Consider the following 23,987-nt stretch of genomic DNA (forward strand, 5'->3'; position numbering starts at 1 on the left):
AGTGACTTATCTCAATATGTTAAGAGGTGATGTTTCTGAAATAGTTGTATGTGCGTTTTAATTTGATGTCATGTTTCCCTTTTGGACTTTCCATCATCCCAAACTCAAAGAACTTCACGGGTTTGATTCCGACATATTGTAAGAGAGCTCGTTTCATTAACATCTTGTGCGCATTTTGTAAAAAGAACAAAGGGTAGTTGGTTGGTCCTTGCATTGTCGATACACAAACGGCGCTTTTCCCTTTTAATAATCCTTCTGGCAGCAGACCGCCAGTTTGGCGATAGGCGAAATTCGCAGCAAACATGCGGTCTATAAAGCCGAGGAGCATAGCTGGCGGCCGCCCCCACCAAATGGGATAAACGAAGACGATTTTGTCCGCCCACTTGATCTTATCCTGATACACCTGAATATCAGGGTCCTTATGCATATCACGTCTTTTTTTCTCTTCATTGAAAACAAGCACAGGATCAAATTTTTCTTGATATAAATCGATGATTTTCACTTCTTGAACGATTGGATTTTCTTCACTGCCTCTAACAATTTCTTTTAAAAAAGCACCATTTAAACTATTGTGATGAGGGTGAGTATAGATAATAAGTACATTCATATTTTTCTCCTTTAGTTATCATTTGATAATAAAACAATACACCCCACTCCACTAGTTGTCAAATGATAATTGTTTTTTGATAATAAATTTGGTATGTTACGGAGGAGGTGATCATCATGCAACATCCATATTTCTTCAAGGAATTCGTCGCATTTGCTTCTACTTTTTCGGAGTTAAAACATGACTTGATGAGCAAAGTCAAACCACCAGAATTAACACCCTTACAATATTTGATTTTAGAGCAGCTAGCGGTCAGCGAACCGCTTACTCCTAGTGAAATTGCAGACTGCCAGCATATGTCTCTTCCGAATGTCAGCAGAGAACTGAAAAAGCTGCACGAAAAACAATTCATTGATAGAGAAGAAGACCGTAATGACAAACGAAAGCATGTCATTATACTTTCTGACAAAGGCCGTGCCTGTATGAACGAAGCCTTCCAGCATATCGAAAAGATGCTAATAGACAGCCTATCTCCCTCAGATATAGAACAAATGGATGATATCGTACAAGCTCTCCGTCTATTAAATCAAACGATATTCAAAAAATGACCCAATGAAAAAGCATGAGCGCTATGCTCATGCAGGATTGGGCTGCTGCACTTCCAACTTGACAAAAAAAGCGCTGGATCATTACGTCCAAACGCTTCTTTGTTTGATTCTTTATGTACCTTTACACAATCAATTGACTCGCAATATATAACGCAACCAGCCAGATCATGACCGCTGAAGCTTTATTGATACGGTTCATCCACTTGCCGTTTGTATCTAACTTCCCTAACATCTTCCCTAAAAGGGCGAGCCCAATAAACCATAACCAGGACACGATGATACAAGCAAGTGTGAACGCCAGCTTTTCTGCTCCGCTATATTGCAGCGAATTCGTACCAATGACACCAATCGTATCGAGAATCGCGTGGGGATTTAAAAGAGAAACTGAACAAGCAAATAAAATTTGTTTTCTTGCAGGCATTAATTTCTGCTTCTCTTGATCCCCTGATGATGAGCTTGTGTTCCATACAGACCATCCCATATAAACTAAAAAACAGAAACCAATGATATAAAGACCGATTTGCAGCACTGGAATGTTAAACACCACAACAGAAACACCTATGACAGCTAAAGCAATTAAAAGTGTGTCACAAAGAGCAGCCGTGATGACGACAGGCAATGCTCGATATAAACGAGGCTGCAGCGCTCCTTGTTGAAATACAAATACATTTTGTGCGCCCAAAGGTAAAATGAGACCAAAGGCAAGTACAATTCCATGAATGATCGCAATGGACATCTACTAGCATTCTCCTTTTTCAGAAATTCCTACATATTTTAACATAAAGCACCCTGCCTGCTTTCAACAAATTTCATTTTCCGTACAAAAAAAGCGCTGGATGCTTCCATCCAAACGCTTCTCATTTATTCATTATTTACTTTTTCGTGCAAGCTCTCTTTCTCTCAGCTCTACACGGCGAATTTTCGCTGACGGAGTTTTTGGCAGTTCGTCAATGAATTCGATTTCTCTTGGGTATTTGTACGGTGCTGTTGTGTTTTTCACATGTGTTTGCAGCTCTTTGATCAATTCATCACTTTGCACAGTTCCATCACGAAGGACGACGTATGCTTTGACGATTGATCCTCTGATTTCATCTGGGCTCGCCACAACTGCACATTCCTTCACTGCTGGATGCTTGATCAGTGCATCTTCTACTTCAAACGGTCCAATTGTATAGCCCGAGCTGACAATAATGTCATCTCTGCGGCTTTCAAACCAGAAATACCCATCTTCGTCTTTTTTCGCGCGGTCACCCGTAATAAAGTAATTGCCGCGGCGCTGCGCCTTTGTACGCTCTTCGTCTTTATAGTATTCCTTAAATAAAGCCGGCGTTTCAAGATGCACCGCAATGTCACCAATTTCTCCAGGTGCGCAGACGTTTCCGTCCTCATCGATGATGTCTACTTCATTGCCAGGGGTTGGTTTCCCCATACTGCCTGGCTTGATGTCCATTCCTTTTAGCACCCCTACGAGCAATGTGCTTTCAGTTTGGCCATAGCCGTCTCGTACTTCTATATCGAAATGTTTTTTGAATGTATCAATGACTTCACGGTTCAGCGGCTCTCCCGCAGAAACAGCACTATGCAGCTTTGGCAGCTCGTACTGACTCAAATCATCTACTTTTGCCATAAAGCGATATTCTGTCGGTGTACAGCATAGGACATTGATTTCATTTTTTTGAAGCAGCTCTAAGTATGTATTTGGATTGAATTTTCCTCCATACACAAAGCCTTCTGCTCCACTTCCTAACACAGATAAGAGGGGGCTCCACACCCATTTTTGCCAGCCTGGTCCTGCTGTTGCCCATACTTTATCTCTTTCATTAATGGAGAGCCATGCTTTTGCAGCTGTGCGTAAATGTGCATACGCCCATCCGTGTGTATGAACAACCCCTTTTGGGTTCCCTGTTGTACCTGATGTATAGGATAAAAATGCCATGTCTGTGCGCTTTGTATCAGCCAATTCAAGTTTGTTTGATTGCTCTTCCTTTTGCGCTAGAATGTTTGTCCAGCCATGATCGTTTTCACCGATTGAAAATGTTTTAAAATCGTTTGGCTGTTTGGTTCCGTCGAACGATTGAATGAATGAAGAGTAAACGATCGCTCCCTTTGCTTCTGCATGTTCAATTCGGTAATCTATATCTTTCGCACGCAGCATTTCTGAACAAGGAATCACGACCATTCCTGTTTTCAAAATCGCTAAATAAATGCTGTATGCCTCGAGCATGCGCGGCACCATCACAATGATTTTATCGCCTTTTTTGAAGCCTGCATTTAATAAAACATGTCCAATTTTATTTGCCTCTTCCACTAATGCTGCATATGTCACATGCGCTTCGTGGCCATTGCCATCCTGCCAGTGCAGGGCCATTTTCTCCTTGTCATGACTGAACGCTTCAATCTCACTGACTAAGTTATATTGTTCTGGTGCAATTAAGTCTTCTCTTTTCATGGTACAGCTCCTTTTAGCCTCTTTCTTATGAAACGAAACATGTTTCAATTTACCTATTCTAACACTCATAACTGAAAAATGCTTGAATTAGGACCTACTCCTAGTATTATGCCATAATTTTTTTCATTCGTCTTCTTTTTTAAAAATATTCTAACTATTTATATGTACAAAAAGAAAAGAGCGGGAATGATCCCGCTCATAAGCCATAGCTTTTTAATTGTGTGTCTTAGAAAGATCCGCCACCCATATGTTGTTGAGCGTAAGATACAAGACGCTTAGTGATTTCTCCACCAACTGATCCGTTAGCGCGAGATGTTGTTTCTGCACCAAGGTTTACACCAAATTCAGAAGCGATTTCGTACTTCATTTGGTCGATAGCTTGTGCAGCGCCTGGTACTAGTAATTGGTTAGAACTGCTTTGTCTGTTTTGTTGAGCCATGTGTTCTCACCTCCTTGTGAATATAGAATGTGTAGAAACACATGACTTCATGCGATTGATTTTATGGTAATTATTATGAAATTTTCGATTTAGAATAAATCAGCGAATTCGTCTGCCGCTTTCTTTTCATTTGTCACAATAATCGTTTCAATTTGCTCTACTGCCTCATCCAGCATTGGCTCGAAATCAGCAAAGCTTTCGTAGCGTTCTACCTTTTCAAGCTTTGGTTTTGTTTTAGGGGACGGCGGCGTAAAGATCGTACAGCAATCCTCAAAAGGCTGAATGCTTGTATCGTAGGTGCCAATTCGTCTCGCTTCATCAATAATGTCATTTTTATCGACAGCAATGAGCGGGCGGATGATTGGTGTATTGGTCACATGGTTTATGGCATACATGCTTTCAAGTGTCTGACTAGCCACTTGACCAAGGCTTTCACCGGTAATAATCGCAAGAGCATCACGCTTTTCTCTTATTTTGTCAGCTATTTTCAGCATCATTCTTCTTGTTGATGTCATCGTATAGTTTTCAGGTACTTGTTTGTGGATCAGTTCTTGAATTTTTGTAAATGGTACAATGTGAAGCTTTACTTCGCCTCCATATGCTGCCAGGCATTCTGCAAGGTCAATGACCTTTTGCTTGGCACGTTCACTTGTATACGGCGGACTAAAGAAATGCACAGCTTCAATTTGAATTCCGCGTTTCATCGCTTGATAGCCGGCAACAGGGCTGTCAAAGCCGCCTGAAAGCATGAGCATCGCTCTTCCGCTAGAACCAACCGGCAGGCCGCCCGCACCTTTGACATCTTTAAATGTAATGTATGTTGCTTGCTCTCTTATTTCAATACGTAAATGTACATCCGGCTGTTTCACATTGACCGTTAAGTTTTCCGTATTCCTTAGAACATGTCCGCCAATTTCACGGTTCATTTCATTTGAATCAAGTTCAAATTGTTTATAAGAGCGTTTCGTTGAGACTTTAAATGTATTTCCTTGTTCATACACTTCCTGTACAGCTGTTAGTGCCGCTTCTTTAATCGCACCTAGATTTGTCTCACATTTAACCGCAAGACTAAAGCTTTGAATGCCAAATACACTTTTGAGCTGTTCTGAAATCAGTTCAGGGTCTTCTCCGTTCAGCATAATCGTGATGCGGTCTCTATCAGATGCAACCTTTAATGCTTCAAAATCCTTTAAGACGAATCGAATGTTCTGTCTTAGTTTTTCAATGAATTTCTTTCTATTCTTCCCTTTTGTTGAGATCTCACCAAAACGGACTAAAATATGATCATATTTCATGCTGTTATCTCATTCCTTTTAATTTTTTCACACTTTGTGCGATCGATGCGATGATTTGCGGGGCAAGCTCTGGTCCTTGTCCGTACGTCAAGCTGATTCTCATACTGCTTTTGGCTACTTCTTCTGGTTTTCCCATTGCCAAAAGTACACGGCTTGGCTCTTTTTTCTTGGCTGAACAGGCAGAGGTTGTAGAAACATAAATGCCTTCTTTTTCAAGCATATGGAGGAGAACTTCGATTTGAATACCCGGCACTGAAAAATTCACAATGTGCGGCGCACTTAGCGTCTGCGGTGTGTTCATCACAATGCCATCTATTTCTCCAAGCTGTTTTTGCAGCTGCGTTTTTAAGTTCAGCATCTCATCATGATGCTTGTCAAGCTGTTCAAACGATTGTTTCATGGCTTTTGCTAAACTGACAGCTCCAGCAGGGTTTTCAGTGCCCGATCGAAGACCTAATTCCTGCTCTCCTCCAGTAATGAAAGGAGCAAGAACAACATCTTTCTTTAAAAAAAGCGCTCCTGTGCCTTTTAAGCCATGAATTTTGTGGCCTGACATCGTCAAAAGGTCTACATCCAGCTGTTTATTTAGTGCTACTTTGCACATCCCCTGCACTCCATCGACATGAAAAAGTGCGTTTTCGGCATGCTCACGAATGATGCCAGCAGCTTCTTCAATCGGCTGGATGGCACCCGTTTCGTTATTGACGTGCATCATGCTGACAAGCACTGTATCAGGGCGAAGCACTTCTTTTAAATGCGTCATATCTGCATGACCATGCTCATTTACTTGAATATAGGAGATGTCAAAACCAAATAAAGCCTTCAGCTGTTCAAACGATTCAATGACAGAAGGATGCTCAATTGCTGTCGTCACAATATGCTTGCCACGGTTCATTTTGGCAAGAGCTGCTCCCTTAATGGCGATGTTATTCGCTTCTGTTGCACCAGAAGTAAAAATAATCTCATATTGTTTCAAGCCTGTATAGTGAAGCATTTGTTTTCTCGTTTCATTTAACAGCCGGCTTGCATCTATTCCGAGCTGATGAAGCGAAGATGGATTTCCATAATAACGCTCACTCACTTGCTGATATACTTGTAAAACCTCAGGGTACGGTTTTGTGGTTGCACTATTATCAAGATACATCATGGCGAAACTCCTTATCCTCTTGCGTTTAACTGATATGATTCCAATTCCTTTTATTTCATTATAAAGCGGTATATTGACAAGCTAATCAATTCACTATATCATGCATAGTGCCATTGTCATATTTTTTCCTAAATTGACAGAATATTTAAACATGGTGAAAAAATAAAAATAATAGGGGGTCTCCTTATGAAAAATAAGTTAAGTCAAACAGACACATTAGCCATCGGCTTAATGTTGTTTGCACTCTTTTTCGGCGCAGGCAATATGATATTCCCTCCTGTACTTGGACAGTACGCAGGTGAAAACGTGTGGCTTGCGATCGGTGGATTTTTACTGACAGGCGTGGGGCTTCCGCTTTTAGGCATCATTGCCGTTGCCCTGACAGGAACAGGTGCTAAAGGGCTTGCTGATAAAGCTCACCCTACATTCGGTACCATTTTCACCGTCATTTTATATTTATCTATTGGACCTTTCTTTGCAATCCCTCGTACTGGAACAGTTTCTTATGAGATTGGGCTGGCTCCGTTTTTGTCTGAAGCGCAGTCTGAATCATGGATTCCATTACTCTTATTTTCAATTGCTTTTTTCGGGATTACCTATGCTCTTGCTTTAAATCCATCGAAGCTTGTTGACCGAATCGGTAAAATTTTAACACCAATTTTACTTGCTGTCATTGCTTTAATTGTGATAAAAGCCATCGCGACACCAATGGGTGGAATTGGCAGTCCACATCCAACTTATCAAGGAAGCCCGCTCTTTACCGGATTTTTAGAAGGCTACAAAACGATGGATGCTCTTGCTTCAATCGTTTTCGGAATTGTCGTTGTCACGGCTGTGAAGGAGCGCGGAATTACAGAACGCAAATCGATTGCAGCAGCCTGTATTAAAGCCGGACTTGTCGCAGCTGCTGGACTAGCTCTTGTGTACATATCACTTGCATATGTCGGGGCATCAAGTCCTGAAGCTATAGGTATGGTCGGGGCAAATGACGGCGGGAAACTCCTTTCGCTTTCGGCAAACTTTTTATTTGGTTCTGCTGGAAATATTGTGTTAGGATCTGCGATTTTATTTGCATGTTTGACCACAAGTATTGGACTTGTTTCATCCTGCGGGGAATATTTTTCTTCACTATTTCCACGCTTTTCTTATCGTACAGTTGTTTTAGTTGTATCTTTATTCAGTACATTTGTAGCAAACCTTGGACTGGCACAAATTATTTCGCTCTCTGTTCCGGTTCTTGTCTCGATTTATCCGCTAGCCATCGTAATCATTCTCTTATCTTTTCTCGATCGCTGGATCAACGGAAGACGAATCATTTATATCGCTTCACTCCTTTTCACAGGTGTCTTTGCTGTGATTGATGGGTTAGTTGCAGCGAAAATCCCTCTTGGCGGATTACCTGAATTTTTAGAAGCTGTTGTTCCTTTATACAAACTTGGGATCGGCTGGGCCATTCCTGCCGTTCTTGGAGCTATTATTGGTCTTCTTATTTCTTTGTTTACGAGTCCACCTAAACAGCCTGCTTAATCAAACATCAAAACAAAAAACATCCCTTTCCATAAGAGAAGGGGATGTTTTTTTATTGTACTTCATATACTAAAATAGAAAAATTCATGACTTTTGTACGAAAACACATGTTGACATCAGGCGTACATCCTTTATAATTAGTGATTGTTAATGATGAACGGTTACCTAGCAACTAATTAACAGAATATTTCAACATAATATTGGAGGCTTTATATTCAATGAAAGCAACATTGTCGACGAAAGATACGATTATTATAGGTTTTATGTTATTTGCTTTATTCTTCGGCGCCGGAAATATGATTTATCCACCAGAGCTTGGACAATATGCTGGAACAAATGTATGGAGAGCAATGGGCGGATTTTTATTAACAGGTGTCGGTTTACCTCTACTAGGTATTATTGCGATCGCTATAACAGGACGTGATGCAAAAGGACTTGCGGATAAGGCTCACCCAGTGTTTGGAACAGCATTTACCGTCATTTTATATTTATCCATTGGGCCGCTTTTCGCTATTCCGCGTACAGGAACGGTGTCGTATGAGATTGGTGCATTACCATTTTTATCAAGCGTACCAGCTTGGCTGTCCCTTCTTTTATTTACACTCGTCTTTTTTGGTATTACGTATTACCTTGCTTTAAATCCAACGAAAATCGTGGATCGTGTAGGTAAAATTTTAACACCGATTAAATTTACGATTATTTTAATTATCATTGTAAAAGCCATTTTGACGCCGATGGGCGTGATTGGTACACCAGATGTATCTTATAGCAACGGATCGTTTTTCAAAGGATTTTTAGAGGGCTATAAAACGATGGATGCCCTTGCTTCGATTGTATTTGGAATTGTTGTCATCAACGCGATTAAAGGACGCGGTGTGACAAGTAAAAAAGCACTGGCTTCTGCTTGTATCAAAGCTGGTTTGATTGCAGCTGCTGGATTAACCTTCGTTTACCTATCACTTGCGTATCTAGGCGCTTCTAGTACACATGCCATTGGATTCGTTGGAGATGGAAGCAAAATCTTAGCTCAGTCTTCTCAGTTCCTTTTTGGAAGCCTAGGAAATATTGTGTTAGGTGCTGCCATCACAGTCGCTTGTTTAACAACAAGTATCGGTCTTGTCACATCATGCGGAGAGTATTTTTCAAAGTTACTTCCTAAACTTTCTTATAAAATGGTCGTGACACTTGTTACATTATTTAGTTTCATCATTTCTAACTTTGGACTTGCTCATATTGTTGCTTTCTCTGTTCCAGTCTTAACAGCGATTTATCCGCTGGCCATTGTGATCATCGTTCTATCACTTGCTGATAAATGGCTTGGACATAGAAGACCAGTATATGTCCTCTCGTTAATTTTAACTGGGTGCGTCAGCTTATTTGACGGCCTAGCAGCAGCAAAACTTCCAATCGGTCCAGTAAAAGACATCTTCCAAACAGTGCTGCCTTTTTATGACCTTGGCATCGGCTGGCTTGTCCCTGCGATACTTGGAGTCGCCATTGGATTCCTGATCTCACTTTTCACTTCTTCTGCTTCAGAAGAACGCCAAAAACAGGCGTCATAATACAAAAAAGCTGAAGTCCTATCATTGGACTTCAGCTTTTTTTATTGATGCTGATATTCTTTTTCTTGCTGAGCTAATAGCTTCTGAACGGCTCCAGGTGATGCTTTTTCAACAGCCGCTGCTGCTACATCAAATGAACCGTTATAATCGTACGCATAAAATCTTCGCTCTGCCTCTTTTAATTGTTCTGAAAGAATATGATTTTGGCTTCTAAAACGATTGCCGTATTGAATGATTCGTTCAATTCGATCCACTTTAGTGAGCATTTCTTCCGTCTCATCCACAACATGTCTCACTGTGTCAGAGGCTTCTTTTAATTGCCCATTCACGGCTGGCATGTTGAGCGGCAGGTTCTCAAGCTGCTGCTGCACTTGCTGAATCATCTCCTGCGCTTTTTCAGCCTGCGCTTTCATGTCAGCAGGTACACCTGGAATATTGCTTTTTTGAAGCTGACGCACTGTATCTGTCAGCATCGTTTTAAGTTCAGCCAGTGTTTCTCTCGCTTGTAACTCTTCTTTTCTTAATGATTGAAGATGATCTTTAAACGCATCGTGCAATGCTTTTGCATCATTGATAAAGGTCTCAAGCTGTTTGATTTCATCCATTAATAATGAATATGCTACATGGTCACGATCAAGCTTCTCGCGAATTTGTTTCATGAGCTTTTCGATTTCTTCTAAGCGTTTTTCGAACGCCTTCTGTTGATCAAGCTCTCCGGCTGTCAGTTTGTAGCTTTCTTTTACAAGAGCTGTTTCTGCCTTTGTTTGGGTGTGATCCTGCTCGAGTTTTTCAAATGCTTCCGTCAGCTCAGGCATTTTGCTTTTGATTTCCTGACCTGCTTCTACTTCCGCTTCCAGCTGGTCATACAGCGTCTGAATCGCATCATCAATCATTTGCAGAATGCTTGAAGCCTCATCCAGATTGAGTTCATCAATAAGCAGTTTTTCCGCACGGATCAGCTGTTTGTTTAAGTTCTCAAGCTCCTTAGTGATCTGGATGTGCTCTAGCTTGTAGCCTTTGTCTGTCATTTCTTTATATCCGTCTTTCAGCTTCGTCAGCTGGCCTGGTACGGTTTGTTTGCAGTCTGCAATGAGCTTCGGTACATCATTGATATACAGCTGAAGCTGATCGAGTCTGCGGTCTTGCTCAAGCAAAATCTTTCTTGCTTTCATATAGTTGCCGTTTTCTGTCTCTTCCTCGTACTGCTTGATCCCTTCCCAGGCCTCATCTAAGTCCTGCTCCATTTTGTCATAAAGGGTGCCATATAAATGACTGTACGCAAGCAGATTTTTTCGAACTGTTTGATATTGTTCTTTGACCTTTTCAATGTCCTTGCGATTTTGCTCCTCGCTTGTGACAAGGTCTGCAATTTCTTTTAAAATGTCTTCAATGTTCGAATCAGCAGCACTCAGCAAGTCCTCAATGTGCGTAAGAACCTGCTTGGCTTTGGAGAATCGATATTTATCAGAATACTCTTCTGCATCATATAATAGCTCCTCTACCTTTGGAAGATGGGCTGTGACGATATCGTCCCACTCTGCACGCCATCTTTCAAAAAATTGCTCTGTTTCTCCGGTCATTTTTAAATGTTTGATTTTTGAAATTTCTTCTACAATTGATCTGTTTAAAATTTCAATTTTCCATGCTTCCAATCGGTCAATCTCTTTATATATATTTTTTCGCAGGAAATAACCGACTGAAAACAAAGCAAGCAAAATGACAATTAAACCGATGATTAACTCCATAATGAGCCCCCTTGTTGTGATCTAAGTGATGTCAGGGTAAAAGTGTCCCGAGTAGACCTGAGAACCCTTTCGTGTCCGCTTTGCATTTGTTTTTATAAGCAGGATCGTATGTTTTCCAATACCATCCATTCACGGTTTTATGTATGTTTTTTCAAGAAAGTATTTGTGCGCTTTCTATCATTTGATCACACGTATCCATGTGACCTGCTTTTATGTATGCGGAAGCTGTCGTTTTCATTGTTATTATGATACCATGTAACCAGCATTTTTGGTCATGATTTTTCATTATTTTCGCTGATAAACATCACGTTTTTCAAAATATCGACAAGAGGTGACGACATGCTGAAACAAGATGCACATCTACATACACCGTTTTGCCCGCACGGCTCGCTTGATCCTTTTCATTCTTATATTGAAAAAGCCATCAAAAAGGGATTTGATTCCATAACCTTTACCGAGCATGCACCGCTGCCCCCATCGTTTCAAGATCCAACACCTGAGCAGGATAGTGCCATGAAGCTCCAAGACCTTGAAGCGTATATAACGAAACTGGCTCAGCTGAAACAAGAATACAAAGGGCAATTAATAGTAAAAACTGGGCTTGAGGTTGACTATATCAAAGCGTATGAAGAGGAAACAAGAACCTTTTTAGACTGCTACGGTCCAGAACTAGACGACGCCATTTTATCTGTACACTTTCTTCCTGCTGGCGATGATTATATTTGCCTTGATTTTGACGAGCATGCCTTCCAGCAGCTAATAAGCATCTATGGCAGCATCGAACAGGTCTACCAAAGCTACTATGACCAAATTCATTCTTCTATTCTATCATCTTTAGGTCAATATAAGCCAAAGAGAATCGGTCATATCACCCTTGTCCAGAAATTCAAACAGCTTTTTCCATATGAAATGTCACCTGAACTTTGTCAAAAGGTCACCCTTTGCCTTGAAGAAACGGCAAAAAAAGGCATGTCCTTAGATTTTAATACATCAGGTCTTCGTAAAACATATGCCAGAAGTATCTATTTAGATCAATGGATGATTGACCTTGCAAAAAAGAAAAAAATTCCGCTCATATTCGGCTCTGATGCCCATCAAGCGGAAGATCTCGGATATGCTTATGATCAATTCGAGGACATCATGAGGTTCAGATGAGAATCTAATGCCGGCTCTTTTGGTTCTAACAGATGATGAAGCGAGCGGCTCAGCTCCTTAAAGTACATTTGATAGAAATAAGGCTCGCTTGGGTTCAAATAAAGCACCTCTGTTAAATATTGCGGCTGTAAATATGGCATCATGAGAAGTGATTTAAGCTGAATCATAAAAGATGCGAGTGAAAGTTGCTCACAAATAACATGGGTGCTTTTTCCTTTTTCAATGATGAGCTGAAACAAATACTTCTCTTTTGTTAAATATGTCGACATGATTTCTCTGATGAGTGTCGAATCAATCGTCACCTCCCGATAAACGAAACGGGTTAATTGACGGTGCTTGTGCTGATAAGATAAAATATCAAAAACCACATGTAGTAAACATTCTTTTGCATGACGGGTTTCCATGTGATGGAGATGTGATTCAATCATGTGAATGTAACCTTCATAAAAATCGGATACGAGCTGCTCAAGCAGCCCCCCTTTTCCTTGAAAGTAATAAGAAATGTGGGCAACGTTGACGTTTGCTTCCTTCGCAATCTCACGGACAGAGGTTCCAGAAAATCCTTTTTGGTTAAAAAGTCTGATGGCAGCATCCATAATACGGTCTTTTGTTTGCATGGTTGTTGATGTTTTCATCCGCTCACCCCTCTTCATGTTTACATACTTCAAGATGAAGGCAGAAGTTCCTTTTACAATTGCTCGACAAATCCCACACGCGAGACGCAAGTTATGTATTTTTAAGATAGAAAGTAGGAGATTTTCATGTTTCATGTCGAAAAACAGTCTGGCGATCCTTCAAAAGACTATCAATTGCTTGTCAAACAGGTAGAAGCCATTACAGATGGTGAACCTGATCTGATTGCCAATTTGGCAAATGCAGCTGCGCTGCTCTATCACACACTTCCTGAAGTCAATTGGGCAGGGTTTTATTTAGCAAAGGACGGCGAACTTGTGCTTGGACCGTTTAACGGACTGCCTGCATGTGTGCGCATCCCTTCTGGAAAAGGTGTTTGCGGTACAGCATTTGCGACAGGTGAAGTACAGCGTATCGCTGATGTCCATGCATTCCCTGGACATATTGCCTGTGATGCCGCATCGCAATCTGAAATTGTCATTCCGCTCAAGGTCAATGGACAGATCATTGGGGTGCTCGACATTGACAGCCCTGTGAAAGACCGCTTCAGTGAAGTAGATGAGACCTACCTTATTCAATTTACAGACATTCTCCAACAGGCGTTATCCGTCTCTAAGGATGCGTAATCATGCAGAAAAAGCAGGCACATTGTCTGCTTTTTTATGTTTCTTTATATAATGGGGAACGTCACCTTTGCCTCTAAATAGGTTGACTTCTCCTATCCAGCGTCATATAATAGAGTTTGTGTGAAATATGGCAGCCTTTTTGTTCGGCTTTTTTGTATCATTTTGTTCCTTCTATATGAAGGTGCATCTTGTAACTCCCTGCTGCTGGAGCGAGGATGCATGAAAACATAATGACGAAAAAGAGGAAGAACAGACGGTTTTTATTTTTCACAAATAAAAACAATAAGGAGGAGTCACATTATGGCTCGCTATACAGGTCCAAGTTGGAAGATTTCCCGCCGTTTAGGCATTTCATTAAGCGGAACAGGTAAGGAACTTGAAAAACGCCCTTACGCTCCAGGCCCACATGGTCCAGGACAACGCAAAAAACTATCTGAATACGGTTTACAATTACAAGAGAAGCAAAAGCTTCGTCACATGTACGGTGTCAACGAACGTCAATTCCGTACACTATATGACAGAGCTGCTAAACTTCCTGGTAAACAAGGTGAAAACTTCATGATCCTTCTTGAAACTCGCCTTGACAACCTAGTATACCGTCTTGGCCTTGCTCGTACTCGCCGCCAAGCTCGTCAGCTAGTAAACCATGGTCACATCCTTGTTGATGGAAGCCGTGTAGACATCCCATCTTTCTCTGTGAAACCAGGTCAAACGATTGCTCTTCGTGAGAAATCTCAAAACCTTACAGTAGTGAAAGAATCAGTTGAAGTTAACAACTTCGTTCCTGAATACCTTTCTTTCGATGCTGAAAAGCTTGAAGGAACTTTCACTCGTCTTCCAGAGCGTTCTGAATTAGCGCCTGAAATCAGCGAACAACTAATCGTTGAGTTCTACTCTCGTTAATTTCATTACTTCTCTAAGAGAGAGCAAACAAACCCTAGATCCCTTGATTGTTCAAGGATTCCTAGGGTTTTTTGTTTCGGGTCAAACATATAAAGTAAAAGCAAGTGTATGACAGTGTTTAACAGCATCCTTTTTATGTTATAATACAAATAGAATTAGCGTAAAATAAAAGAAGCCAGGATGCTGTCACATCCCGGCAATGCACAAATGCTTGGCTCAAAGTGAGCTGGCTAGAAGGTACGCAATAAATGGACCTACCCTACAAGTTCTCTAGGCTCAAAGGGTGGTCTATTTCTTTTTGTCTATATACGTCAACAAAGCAAGTATAAACATCCCAAATAAAAACATAAGGGACAATGCTTGAAAAATTCACATAATCTCTTTTCCCCTCCATTCTTACTTCAATCAAACCTGTCTCTATTTTTATATACAAATATAGGTAATATTTCATTGAATTACCTTTTTTCTATTGGTACAATATTGATAGATGACATATCAGTCGTTTGGTCTTCTATAGTACGCAGATGGAGGAGTTCCATGTATAGTATTACAATCATTCTATTCTTACTTTTAATCTTAGCAATGATTGCCTATTCTCTTTTAAGAAAAAAACAGATGATAGGTGATCCACCCAATAGACTTGCTGCATGTCTATTTATCTTTCTGCTCTTTTTTTCTCTCTGCTTCGCGATCGCGGTTCAATGTGTATTACTATATATCGTCGTTTTAGGTGTGAATTTTCTTTTTGAGGATTACATCACGTATGAGTCGTTTTTTTCTTTGATCTCATTCTCTTTATTCGCAAGTGTCATCGCCGTTTTTTGGTCACCTTTTCTGTTATTTATAGGAAAAGGCCTGGCTTATTTACTTAAACTTCCTTCATGGCTCACTTATGCTTTGGAATGGGTGAGTTCTTGGATCGTTTTATATTTCTCTATCAACTATATCCTTCACATCAATCTAGTGAATGTATCAATAGGAGATTACGGCATATTGATCTTATCATTCTTTGTCAGTTTTATATTTATTGAGATTGATCTCGTTTACTCACGTATGAAACAACGCAAACAATCACTTAATACGTAAAAAAGCTCCTAGATCTCTTTCTAGGAGCTTTCAAACTTTTATTCTTGACTTGTCCATTTTGCGATGAGCTGCTCTGTTGTCATGACAGTCGCAAATTCATCATGCAGGGTTGCAAGTGAGAGCCGGTGGATCGTTTCTGGGTCAAAATATGTACCATTTTGATCTGTTAGCCCAAAGGCGGCTGTTGCATCTGAGATCAAGTACGTATCAAAGCCAAGATTTCCACTCATTCTTGTGGTCGTTGATACGCAGTGAGGTGTTGTTAATCCTGCGATTACGACCGTGTCAATCTGGTTTGATCTTAGATGTTCCTCTAAGTTAGTACCAATAAAGCTGCTGTTGACTTTCTTTTGTATCACTGTTTCTTCCTCTAGCGGGTTAGCAATATCTTTGAAAAGGTGCCCTTCATTTGCTGGATGAAATACAGAATCCGAATTGTCGGATGTATGCTGAATATGAATCACTTTCCAGCCTTTCTCTCTCCAAAACATCAATAGCCGGCTGATATTTTCCTCTGCCTCTAGGTTATTGCGTTCTCCCCATTTTTCATGCTCGAACGCTTTTTGTACATCTACAATGATGAAAGCCTTTTGATTCTTTTTCACAAACGCCCACCTCCGAAGATTCTTATTCACTACATGTAGTGTAAGGAATGGGGATCGTTTTGTACATGTTTTTATTTGGCTATGTACGATGTTTTGTCTGTTTTCGCAACAAAAAGACAAAACACATACTGGCCATGATGTAATAAATACCAATGATCGATGTACAGTTAGACAGCACCTCACCTATTTGAACTGATTTGATCATCTTCATCCAGATGAAATAGATGATGAGAAATAAGCACGGAAAGTAGAGACAGTATCCTAAAAAATATTGCTTGAATTTTTGCATCATCGTTTTGCCTCCTTTATCAATATCTCTTTCATCTAGCAGCTGCCATATGCCAGTTGACATCAAAAAAGACAGCATATGCGCTGTCTTTTTTCGTTTTTTAATTCGTATTCTGTCCTCCGCCGTTCAGTCCTTCTTTAATATACCCTTTCACTTGGCTTGAGGTTAATAGACCGATATGGCCAACGCCATGGATCAGGATGTTTCTTGCGCCAATTAAACGAGAGAGGCTGTTGACGACAATAAGATCTGCTGAGCTGTAGACGGATGTGTAAAGAATTTTTTGATTTGGATCTGTTCCTGGTAATGCTCTGCTTGAAACGAGTCCGTTTGCTCCACCAATTGTGACAACGTTTTCAATTTTATCTCCGCCATCTAGATTCTTAATATAGTATAACGTGTTCGCCCCGCCCATACTATGAGCCACAATATCTACTTTTTTGGCACCCGTTTTGTCTAACACATCTTGGACGAATTTGGATAGACGCGGACCATTGTTGCGGTTATTTCCTGTTTTGTCTATGAAATCGATAGCATATAATTGGTTTCGATCCCAGCCTTGTGTGATCAAGTAATTTTTAATAGAAAAAAAGTTATAAGAGGCACCACCAATGCCGTGCACCATCACAACCGGATTATGCTCAGCCGCCTTCACGTCTTTCGGCTGGATAAAAGCCATTGAACCTATCACCAATGCAAGCGCAACGAGAATTTGCAAACTCCTTTTCTTAAAAAGAAACACTTTCATTCCCCCTTATTCATCTTATACGAATCTATTTTATACAAGAAAAATATGACAGAAAAGTGAACAAGGTAATGTTTATGAGATGATTTTACAGCCCTATAAATAATCAAAAAGCACCTTGAACTTTTTAAATTAAAACAAAAAGACTACAAGACCTTTTTTCTTTCATATATAATATCAATAGACAAAAGGAGGTTCTACTAGATGCTGTTTACTCAAACACCTGCACCACCCTATTATGCCGTGATTTTCACATCAAAACGAACAAATGTCGAGCAGAAAGAATACGATGCAGCTGCTCAAAAAATGGAAGAATTAGCGAAAGACCTAGACGGGTTTCTTGGAATAGAAAGCGTACGAGATGAACATGGTGTTGGAATCACTGTCTCTTACTGGGATTCATTAGCAGCCATCAAAGAATGGAAAGCACATACAGCACATCAGCGTGTTCAAAAAAAAGGGGAAAAAGATTGGTATGAATCCTATACAACCCGAATTTGTAAGGTAGAACATGCTTATACAAACGAAGATTCACTCCTTGAACAAGAAGCAGACGAATGAGCTACTTCTACATAAAAAAGAAAAGCACCTCAATGTACACGAACATTTGAGGTGCTTTTCCATGATGTTTACTGTTTCATATAGATTTATTTATACGTCACGAGGAAGTATTTCTTCTTCCCTCTTCTTAAAACAGTAAATTGGTTTTCAATTCGGTCATCAGCTGAGAGAACATAGTCTTTATCTGTTTGTCTTTCTCCGTTGATGGAAACAGCACCATTTGTGATATCTTCACGTGCTTGACGCTTTGATGGAGACAGCTTTGATTCCACAAGGATATCGACAAGTGTTAATTCTTCTGTGCTGCTTTTTTCCATAGATGGAACATCCTTAAAGCCTACTTTCACTTCTTCAGCTGTAAGAGATTTGATCTCGCCTTTGAATAGCGCATTTGAGATGTTGACAGCCTGTTCTAGTGATTCACGGCCATGTACAAGTGTTGTCACTTCTTCTGCTAGACGGCGCTGTGCTTCACGCTTTTCAGGTGCTGTTTGTACTTTTTCTTCGTAAGATGCGATCTCTTCTTTTGATAAGAACGTAAAGTATTTTAAGTATTTCACGACATCACGGTCATCTGTGTTGATCCAGAATTGGTAGAACTCATAAGGAGACGTTTTTTCTTTATCTAACCAGATGGCGCCGCCTTCTGTTTTACCAAACTTTGTGCCGTCTGCTTTTGTGACAAGCGGCATCGTCAGACCGAATGCTTTTGCCCCTTCTGCTTCGGATTTACGGATCAGCTCAAGTCCAGATGTGATATTTCCCCACTGGTCACTTCCGCCGATTTGCAGCTTACAATTTTCATTTCTGTAAAGGTTTAAGAAGTCTAAAGACTGCAGGATGACATAGCTGAACTCTGTGTAAGAAATCCCTGTTTCGATACGTGAGCTCACGATATCTTTTGCCAGCATGAAGTTCACACCGAAGTTCTTTCCAATATCACGAAGGAACGTGATGACATTCATTTGGCTGATCCAGTCGTAGTTATTGACGATGACGGCTGGGTTTACGTCCGCTTCAAAATCAAGAAATTGAGAGAGCTGGCCTTTGATTTTCTCTGACCACTGTTCGACGATTTCTGCCGGGTTGAGTGAACGTTCTGCTTTTTTGAAACTTGGGTCACCAATCAGTCCAGTTGCGCCGCCAACAAGAGCAATCGGGTGATGACCTGCTTCTTGGAATCTGCGTAATGTCAAAATTGGTAATAGATGACCGATGTGTAAGCTGTCAGCTGTCGGATCAAAGCCGGAGTATAGCTTGATTTTCTCTTCTGCTAATAATTTTGTTAAACCTTCTTCATCTGTTTGCTGCTGAATTAATCCTCTGAACGATAGCTCTTCCATCAATTGACTCATTTCCAAATCTCCTTTTTTTACAATTCAACATAAAAAACGCCCCTTCGAATGAACGAAGGGACGATATATATCGCGGTACCACCCTGCTTAAAAGACAAAAAATCTCGTCTTTTCACTTACACTGATAACGGACAGATCCGTTCTTTCACTAATCAGGGCATGCTCCTTTTCGTAAAAGCGGTTCGTGAGGGTAATTCGAATATCTCTTTGTACTGACTCGCACCAGCCGTCAGCTCTCTTCAACAGGGAAAGATCATTCTACTGAATCTCAGTCAAAACCTTTTCATATTCAACTAATGTCATTTTTAACACACTTTTGATATCAAGTCAACTGATGAAAAAATTAATCTTCCATTGTCGAAAGGTCGCCAGCAGGTAAATTCAGCTCCCACGCCTTTAGCACACGTCTCATGATTTTTCCGCTTCTCGTTTTTGGCAGTTTGTCTTTAAACTCAATTTCTCGCGGTGCCGCATGTGCTGCGAGTCCTTTTTTCACAAACGTACGAATCTCTTCTTTCAGCTCATCTGTCGGCTCATATCCGCTTCTGAGCGCAATAAATGCTTTAATAATTTCACCGCGGACCGGATCTGGCTTTCCAATGACACCAGCCTCCGCAATAGCTGGATGTTCGACAAGTTTACTTTCCACCTCAAATGGACCGACCCGCTCTCCTGACGTCATGATGACATCATCGACACGTCCCTGGAACCAAAAGTATCCGTCTTCGTCCATATAAGCTGAATCTCCTGAAACATACCAATCTCCCGGCATAAAGTAAGATTCATATTTTTCAGGATTGTTCCAGATCGTATGCATCATAGAAGGCCAGCCTTTTTTAATGGCAAGGTTGCCCATCCGGTATGGCGGAAGTTCATTTCCTGCATTATCCACAATCGCCGCTTCTACGCCTGGAATTGGTTTTCCCATCGAGCCTGGCTTGATGTCCATGCATGGATAATTACAAATCAGCTGTGCACCCGTTTCTGTCATCCACCAAGTGTCGTGAATTCGTTTGCCAAAAACAGCATCTCCCCAGCGAATGACTTCTGGATTCAGAGGCTCTCCCACACTTAAGACATGGCGGAGCGAGCTGAGGTCATATTTTTGAATGAGGTCATCCCCTGCCCCCATGAGCATTCTAAAGGCGGTCGGGGCACTGTACCAAACGGTTACACCTAGTGATTCAATGGTTCCATACCACGTATCAGGATTAAACCGGCCGCCTAAAATCACATTCGTCGCCCCATTTAACCACGGTGAAAAAATACCGTACACTGTGCCTGTAACCCAGCCTGGATCAGCTGTACACCAGTAAACGTCATCTTCTTTCAAGTCAAGCACCCATTTACCAGTCTGACCTTGCTGGACCATTGCACCATGGACATGCAGCACACCTTTTGGCGTACCAGTAGATCCTGATGTGTAATGAAGCAGGAAGCCATCTTTTTCATCCATCCATTCAATTTCAAGCTCCTTTGCTGCCTCCTCAAACGCCTTTTCATAGTGAATTGTCCGGACGCCATCGACATCTTCGTTTTCACCGCCGACAATGATGACAGATTCAAGCTTTGGAAGCTCTGCAAATGGAATTCGCTCAAGCAGATCCGGTGTTGTTACGATCACCTTTGCCTCACTATTTTCTAAACGGTCTTTGACGGCGCCTTCCATAAATGCCTCAAATAACGGGCCAACGATCGCACCAATTTTAACTGCGCCAAGCAGAAGAAAATAGAGCTCAGGTGATCTTGGCATAAAGATAAACACGCGATCCCCTTTTTCCACATGCGCCTTTTCTCTGAATAGATTTCCCGCTTTGTTTGTATTGATTTTCATATCCCTGAACGTATACTTTTCATCCCGCTGTGAATCTTTGTAGTGAAGCGCCACCTTGTTCTGGCGAAACGAGTCCGCATGTCTGTCAATCGCTTCATAGGCTGCATTTATTTTTCCTGTTTCATACCAGGAGAAGTTTTTTCTTGCTTCCTCCCATGAAAAATCTTTGTATGCCTGCTCATAATCATTTAAATGATAATCCCCTTTTACTGATGGTAGCGTTTCCAATTTCATCAAACAGTCCCCCTTTGCATACGTTTACAATGACCATTATAGTATAGATGACTTTTTTTCTCAATTTTTAAAAAACTTCTGATGAAACCGTTTTAAATATTGCAAGATTTAAGATAGAATAGAGACGACTCACTAGAATTAGGGGCGGTGGATACGTGGAGCATCCTAAAACTTATTATTCAAAAACCATTGAGCGAGAAACAGGTTCCATCCTGATTGAAGGACCGGTACCTGCATCAGAGCTTGCGAACTATACGTTTCATGAAGGACTAACGGCATTTCGCACGCCTGAGGAGCAGAAACAAGCACTTGTTGAAATAGCAGATCTTCCAGAAGGACGTATTATCATTGCAAGAGTGGATGAGCTTGTCGTAGGTTATGTCACATATTTGTATCCTGATCCACTTGAGCGCTGGTCAGAGGGCAAAATGGACAATTTAATTGAGCTTGGCGCGATTGAGGTCGCTCCTCCATTTAGAGGGTGCTCACTTGGCAAGCATTTACTTGATGTGAGCATGATGGATGAGCAAATGGAGAATTACATCATCATTACAACTGAATATTACTGGCATTGGGATTTAAAGGGGACAAAGAAAAACGTTTGGGAGTACCGCAAAATGATGGAGAAAATGATGAACGCAGGCGGTCTTGTCTGGTTTGCAACAGACGAGCCAGAAATCAGCTCACATCCAGCCAATTGTTTAATGGCCAGAATTGGGAAACATGTGAGTCCTGATTCGATCGAGCGTTTCGATCGTCTTCGCTTCCATCAGCGTTTTATGTATTAACGTTCAATTCGTTTTTTTGGCAAAGGGGATTGGTAAACAATGATGATTGAACAAATTATGGAGCGTGATGTGATCACGCTGCGAAAAACCGATACGATTGAAGAAGCCATTCAAAAAATGAGTGCACACCACATCCGGCATATCCCGATCGTATCTGATCAAGGGTCTGTCATTGGGATGGTGACAGATCGGGATATTAAAAATGCCAGTCCAAGTATTTTTGAAACAGAGAAAAGGAAGCTCTTTATTCAGCGGCCAGTAGAAGAGATCATGGTATTAGAGACAATCACTGCTCACCCGCTTGATTTCGTTGAGGAGATATCAAGTGTCTTTTTTGAGCACGGAATTGGCTGTCTTCCAGTGGTGAGACGCGGCAAGCTTGTAGGTATTATCACAAAGACGGATTTGCTTCGTACGTTTGTAAGACTGACAGGTGCAGATCAGCCTGGATCGCACTTAGAGGTTGAAGTGGAGCAGATGACAGAAGGTCTCGCAGATATTACGGCCATTTTAAAGGAGCAGCATATTCAAATGCTGAGTGTGCTTGTGTACCCGCATGCAAATGAGGCATCTAAAGTGCTCGTATTCCGCCTTCAAACCATTCACGCAGATCATGTGACGAAGCTGATTCGCGCAAAAGGCTATAAGGTGCTCTGGCCTATGGAGCAGACGATCAAATGAAGGAAGCGACCTTTGTTTTTTCACCATCTTTTCAAACGTACCAATTTAATCAAGATCATCCCTTCAATCAGCTTCGTGTCTACTTAACTTATGATCTTCTTCAAAAAATGAAGGCGTTAACAGAGGATGAGATCGTCGCACCGCGTATGGCTACTTTGGAGGAATTAAAGCTTGTCCATACAGCAGATTATATTCAGGCTGTGCAGCGGGCAAGTGAAGGAAAGCTGTCTACGGCAGAGGGTGAACGATACGGTCTTGGCACTGAGGATACACCGATGTTCGCAGGCATGCATGAGGCGGCATCTCTCCTTGTTGGCGGAACATTAACAGCTGTTGATCAAGTGATGCTCGGTCATTCGCAGCATGCACTCAATCTTGGCGGCGGGCTTCACCACGGATTCAAAGGGCGTGCATCTGGCTTTTGTATTTATAATGACAGCTCTGTGGCGATTCAATATATTCAAAAGACATATGGCGCTAGAATTTTATATATTGATACGGATGCTCATCACGGCGATGGTGTCCAGTTCAGCTTCTATGACGACCCAGAAGTATGTACGGTGTCCATTCATGAAACGGGACGCTACTTGTTCCCTGGAACCGGACAAGTACAGGAAAGAGGTCACGATAAAGGCTATGGCTACGCCTATAATATTCCGCTGGATGCATTTACGGAGGATGAATCGTTTCTCGAAGCATATCGAACAGCAGTGACTGAGATTGCTGCTTTTTTTAAACCAGATGTGATTTTGACGCAAAACGGGGCAGATGCACACTACTATGATCCGTTAACTCATTTATCTGCCACCATGAAAATATATGAGGAAATTCCTAGACTTGCCCATGAGCTTGCGCATCAATATTGTGATGGCAAATGGATCGCTGTTGGCGGAGGGGGATATGATATTTGGCGCGTCGTTCCAAGAGCGTGGAGCCGCATTTGGCTTGAAATGAAAGGCATTACACCGCCAGTTGAGCTGCCTCAGGACTGGATTCAGGCATGGAATAAACAATCGCCTGTTACCCTTCCATCCACGTGGAGAGACCCTGACGATTTATATCCACCGATTCCAAGAAAAGCAGAAATCACAGAAAAAAATGCACAAACAGTAGAAAAAGCACTTATGCCTGTTAGAAGAGAAAAGAAAAAGGCATAAGAAAAGCAGGCTATCC

Annotated in this window: 25 protein-coding genes and 1 other annotated feature; of the genes, 11 read left to right on the forward strand and 14 right to left on the reverse strand. The window is 41.3% G+C overall.

The features are described from left to right. Nucleotides 1-19 precede the first annotated feature (19 nt). A complete protein-coding gene (locus tag ACLGGR_RS15760) occupies nucleotides 20-607 on the reverse strand; it encodes an NAD(P)H-dependent oxidoreductase (RefSeq protein WP_142945630.1) in 588 nt (195 codons plus the stop codon). A 116-nt stretch (nucleotides 608-723) separates the two neighbouring features. On the opposite strand from ACLGGR_RS15760, the gene ACLGGR_RS15765 reads away from it, so the two are divergent. Further along, the gene (locus ACLGGR_RS15765; protein ID WP_410973426.1) at nucleotides 724-1,155 is read left to right on the forward strand and encodes a MarR family winged helix-turn-helix transcriptional regulator; all 432 of its coding nucleotides are present in this window, start codon (nucleotides 724-726) and stop codon (nucleotides 1,153-1,155) included. A gap of 121 nt (nucleotides 1,156-1,276) precedes the next feature. Here ACLGGR_RS15765 and ACLGGR_RS15770 read toward each other — a convergent pair whose 3' ends face one another. From ACLGGR_RS15770 to ACLGGR_RS15790, 5 genes are all read right to left on the reverse strand, one after another. After that, nucleotides 1,277-1,891 (reverse strand): LysE/ArgO family amino acid transporter, encoded by a 615-nt coding sequence (locus tag ACLGGR_RS15770; protein ID WP_410973427.1) that lies wholly within the window; start codon nucleotides 1,889-1,891, stop codon nucleotides 1,277-1,279. Between the two features lie 132 nt (nucleotides 1,892-2,023). Then, a complete protein-coding gene (gene mbcS / locus ACLGGR_RS15775; RefSeq protein ID WP_410973428.1) occupies nucleotides 2,024-3,604 on the reverse strand; it encodes an acyl-CoA synthetase MbcS in 1,581 nt (526 codons plus the stop codon). A 226-nt stretch (nucleotides 3,605-3,830) separates the two neighbouring features. Then, nucleotides 3,831-4,043: an alpha/beta-type small acid-soluble spore protein gene (locus ACLGGR_RS15780; RefSeq protein WP_024424829.1), complete on the reverse strand. Its 213-nt coding sequence runs from the start codon at nucleotides 4,041-4,043 to the stop codon at nucleotides 3,831-3,833. An 89-nt stretch (nucleotides 4,044-4,132) separates the two neighbouring features. Continuing rightward, nucleotides 4,133-5,338 (reverse strand): tRNA uracil 4-sulfurtransferase ThiI, encoded by a 1,206-nt coding sequence (thiI, locus tag ACLGGR_RS15785; protein ID WP_410973429.1) that lies wholly within the window; start codon nucleotides 5,336-5,338, stop codon nucleotides 4,133-4,135. A 4-nt stretch (nucleotides 5,339-5,342) separates the two neighbouring features. Next, nucleotides 5,343-6,485 carry a cysteine desulfurase family protein gene (locus tag ACLGGR_RS15790; protein WP_410973430.1) on the reverse strand — a complete coding sequence of 381 codons (1,143 nt, stop codon included), beginning with the start codon at nucleotides 6,483-6,485 and terminating at the stop codon, nucleotides 5,343-5,345. A gap of 186 nt (nucleotides 6,486-6,671) precedes the next feature. On the opposite strand from ACLGGR_RS15790, the gene brnQ (ACLGGR_RS15795) reads away from it, so the two are divergent. Both brnQ (ACLGGR_RS15795) and brnQ (ACLGGR_RS15800) read left to right on the forward strand, forming a co-directional pair. After that, on the forward strand, nucleotides 6,672-8,012 hold the full coding sequence (gene brnQ, locus ACLGGR_RS15795; RefSeq protein WP_251216367.1) for a branched-chain amino acid transport system II carrier protein: 1,341 nt from the start codon (nucleotides 6,672-6,674) through the stop codon (nucleotides 8,010-8,012). A 218-nt stretch (nucleotides 8,013-8,230) separates the two neighbouring features. After that, nucleotides 8,231-9,574: a branched-chain amino acid transport system II carrier protein gene (gene brnQ, locus ACLGGR_RS15800; protein WP_251216366.1), complete on the forward strand. Its 1,344-nt coding sequence runs from the start codon at nucleotides 8,231-8,233 to the stop codon at nucleotides 9,572-9,574. Between the two features lie 41 nt (nucleotides 9,575-9,615). Here the strand turns inward: brnQ (ACLGGR_RS15800) and ezrA are convergent, their stop codons facing one another. After that, nucleotides 9,616-11,319 (reverse strand): septation ring formation regulator EzrA, encoded by a 1,704-nt coding sequence (gene ezrA, locus ACLGGR_RS15805; RefSeq protein WP_410973431.1) that lies wholly within the window; start codon nucleotides 11,317-11,319, stop codon nucleotides 9,616-9,618. A gap of 339 nt (nucleotides 11,320-11,658) precedes the next feature. On the opposite strand from ezrA, the gene hisJ reads away from it, so the two are divergent. Continuing rightward, complete coding sequence (gene hisJ, locus ACLGGR_RS15810; protein WP_133744308.1) at nucleotides 11,659-12,474, forward strand: histidinol-phosphatase HisJ; 816 nt, start codon at nucleotides 11,659-11,661, stop codon at nucleotides 12,472-12,474. Here hisJ and refZ read toward each other — a convergent pair. Then, on the reverse strand, nucleotides 12,444-13,109 hold the full coding sequence (gene refZ, locus ACLGGR_RS15815; protein WP_268423695.1) for a forespore capture DNA-binding protein RefZ: 666 nt from the start codon (nucleotides 13,107-13,109) through the stop codon (nucleotides 12,444-12,446). The two genes, hisJ and refZ, sit on opposite strands and share 31 nt — an antisense overlap. Before the next feature lie 126 nt (nucleotides 13,110-13,235). Here refZ and ACLGGR_RS15820 point away from each other — a divergent pair, with 126 nt between their 5' ends. Continuing rightward, complete coding sequence (locus tag ACLGGR_RS15820) at nucleotides 13,236-13,733, forward strand: GAF domain-containing protein (protein ID WP_142945639.1); 498 nt, start codon at nucleotides 13,236-13,238, stop codon at nucleotides 13,731-13,733. Between the two features lie 300 nt (nucleotides 13,734-14,033). Then, complete coding sequence (gene rpsD, locus ACLGGR_RS15825; RefSeq protein WP_142945640.1) at nucleotides 14,034-14,636, forward strand: 30S ribosomal protein S4; 603 nt, start codon at nucleotides 14,034-14,036, stop codon at nucleotides 14,634-14,636. Between the two features lie 288 nt (nucleotides 14,637-14,924). Here rpsD and ACLGGR_RS15830 read toward each other — a convergent pair whose 3' ends face one another. Further along, nucleotides 14,925-14,993 carry a putative holin-like toxin gene (locus ACLGGR_RS15830; RefSeq protein ID WP_285846223.1) on the reverse strand — a complete coding sequence of 23 codons (69 nt, stop codon included), beginning with the start codon at nucleotides 14,991-14,993 and terminating at the stop codon, nucleotides 14,925-14,927. Between the two features lie 180 nt (nucleotides 14,994-15,173). Between ACLGGR_RS15830 and ACLGGR_RS15835 the strand changes: the two genes are divergently transcribed. After that, nucleotides 15,174-15,722: a hypothetical protein gene (locus tag ACLGGR_RS15835; protein ID WP_410973432.1), complete on the forward strand. Its 549-nt coding sequence runs from the start codon at nucleotides 15,174-15,176 to the stop codon at nucleotides 15,720-15,722. A 38-nt stretch (nucleotides 15,723-15,760) separates the two neighbouring features. On the opposite strand, the gene ACLGGR_RS15840 is transcribed toward ACLGGR_RS15835, so the two are convergent. The 3 genes from ACLGGR_RS15840 to ACLGGR_RS15850 form a co-directional block, all read right to left on the reverse strand. Further along, entirely contained in the window at nucleotides 15,761-16,327 is a 567-nt protein-coding gene (locus ACLGGR_RS15840) for a cysteine hydrolase family protein (RefSeq protein WP_410973433.1), read from the reverse strand. A 79-nt stretch (nucleotides 16,328-16,406) separates the two neighbouring features. Further along, nucleotides 16,407-16,619, reverse strand: coding sequence for a hypothetical protein (locus ACLGGR_RS15845; RefSeq protein ID WP_410973434.1), 213 nt, complete (start codon nucleotides 16,617-16,619; stop codon nucleotides 16,407-16,409). A 97-nt stretch (nucleotides 16,620-16,716) separates the two neighbouring features. After that, on the reverse strand, nucleotides 16,717-17,295 hold the full coding sequence (locus tag ACLGGR_RS15850) for an esterase/lipase family protein (protein WP_410973468.1): 579 nt from the start codon (nucleotides 17,293-17,295) through the stop codon (nucleotides 16,717-16,719). A gap of 270 nt (nucleotides 17,296-17,565) precedes the next feature. Here ACLGGR_RS15850 and ACLGGR_RS15855 point away from each other — a divergent pair, with 270 nt between their 5' ends. Further along, the gene (locus ACLGGR_RS15855; RefSeq protein WP_410973435.1) at nucleotides 17,566-17,922 is read left to right on the forward strand and encodes an antibiotic biosynthesis monooxygenase family protein; all 357 of its coding nucleotides are present in this window, start codon (nucleotides 17,566-17,568) and stop codon (nucleotides 17,920-17,922) included. Nucleotides 17,923-18,008: 86 nt separating this feature from the next. Here the strand turns inward: ACLGGR_RS15855 and tyrS are convergent, their stop codons facing one another. Together tyrS and acsA are read right to left on the reverse strand one after the other, a co-directional pair. After that, nucleotides 18,009-19,277, reverse strand: coding sequence for a tyrosine--tRNA ligase (gene tyrS / locus ACLGGR_RS15860; protein WP_142945644.1), 1,269 nt, complete (start codon nucleotides 19,275-19,277; stop codon nucleotides 18,009-18,011). A gap of 53 nt (nucleotides 19,278-19,330) precedes the next feature. Next, nucleotides 19,331-19,562, reverse strand: a binding site (T-box leader). A gap of 58 nt (nucleotides 19,563-19,620) precedes the next feature. Beyond that, on the reverse strand, nucleotides 19,621-21,345 hold the full coding sequence (acsA, locus tag ACLGGR_RS15865) for an acetate--CoA ligase (protein WP_410973436.1): 1,725 nt from the start codon (nucleotides 21,343-21,345) through the stop codon (nucleotides 19,621-19,623). 155 nt (nucleotides 21,346-21,500) lie between these two features. Here acsA and ACLGGR_RS15870 point away from each other — a divergent pair, with 155 nt between their 5' ends. Genes ACLGGR_RS15870 through ACLGGR_RS15880 form a run of 3 tightly spaced genes read left to right on the forward strand, consistent with a single transcriptional unit; the run spans nucleotide 21,501 to nucleotide 23,971 of the window. Beyond that, nucleotides 21,501-22,133, forward strand: a complete 633-nt coding sequence (locus ACLGGR_RS15870; RefSeq protein ID WP_095409301.1) for a GNAT family N-acetyltransferase — start codon at nucleotides 21,501-21,503, stop codon at nucleotides 22,131-22,133. Nucleotides 22,134-22,172: 39 nt separating this feature from the next. Further along, the gene (locus ACLGGR_RS15875) at nucleotides 22,173-22,814 is read left to right on the forward strand and encodes a CBS and ACT domain-containing protein (RefSeq protein ID WP_095409302.1); all 642 of its coding nucleotides are present in this window, start codon (nucleotides 22,173-22,175) and stop codon (nucleotides 22,812-22,814) included. Beyond that, nucleotides 22,811-23,971, forward strand: coding sequence for an acetoin utilization protein AcuC (locus tag ACLGGR_RS15880; RefSeq protein WP_251216359.1), 1,161 nt, complete (start codon nucleotides 22,811-22,813; stop codon nucleotides 23,969-23,971). Before ACLGGR_RS15875 ends, ACLGGR_RS15880 begins: the two co-directional genes overlap by 4 nt. Nucleotides 23,972-23,987: the final 16 nt, after the last annotated feature.

The organism is Bacillus sp. BD48 (genome assembly GCF_046566805.1).
GTDB classification, from domain to species: domain Bacteria; phylum Bacillota; class Bacilli; order Bacillales; family Bacillaceae; genus Bacillus; species Bacillus safensis.